1 protein-coding gene is annotated in these 782 nt (G+C 47.2%); it reads left to right on the forward strand.

Features of this window, described 5'->3' with window-relative positions; genetic code table 11:
• On the forward strand, window positions 1-746 hold a 746-nt coding region (locus tag D3P35_RS25900), incomplete at its 5' end, for a reverse transcriptase domain-containing protein (RefSeq protein ID WP_157982357.1).
• Between the last annotated feature and the right edge of the window lie 36 nt (window positions 747-782).

The raw sequence follows: 782 nt of genomic DNA on the forward strand, positions 1-782 counted from the left end.
CCTGTATCACAAACCTTCTGGAGTTTTATGATAAAATAACAGAAGTAAGACAAGAGAGAGAGGGGTGGGTAGATTGCATTTTCTTGGACTGCAAGAAGGCCTTTGACACAGTTCCTCACAAGAGATTAGTGCAGAAGCTAGAGCATCAGGCACATATAACAGGAAGGGCACTGCAATGGATCAGAGAATACCTGACAGGGAGGCAACAACGAGTCATGGTACGTAATGATGTATCACAGTGGGCACCTGTGACGAGCGGGGTCCCACAGGGGTCAGACCTGATGGAAGGGTTAGACTCAGAAGTGTCCCTGTTTGCAGATGATGTGAAGTTAATGAGGAGAATTAAATCTGATGAGGACCAGGCAGGACTTCAAAGAGACCTGGACAGACTGGACACCTGGTCCAGCAAATGGCTTCTCGAATTTAATCCTGCCAAATGCAAAGTCATGAAGATTGGGGAAGGGCAAAGAAGACCGCAGACAGAGTATAGGCTAGGTGGCCAAAGACTGCAAACCTCACTCAAGGAGAAAGATCTTGGGGTGAGTATAACACCGAGCATGTCTCCGGAAGCACACATCAATCAAATAACTGCTGCAGCATATGGGCGCCTGGCAAACCTGAGAACAGCATTCCGACATCTTAATAAGGAATCATTCAGGACACTGTACACCGTGTACGTTAGGCCCATATTGGAGTATGCAGCACCAGTTTGGAACCCATGTGATGTAGTTCAGCTGGGCTTGTGAGGTCTCTGGGGAGACCTAATTTAACCAATTATATGG

The organism is Oceanicella sp. SM1341 (assembly GCF_003448965.1).
GTDB lineage: Bacteria > Pseudomonadota > Alphaproteobacteria > Rhodobacterales > Rhodobacteraceae > Paroceanicella.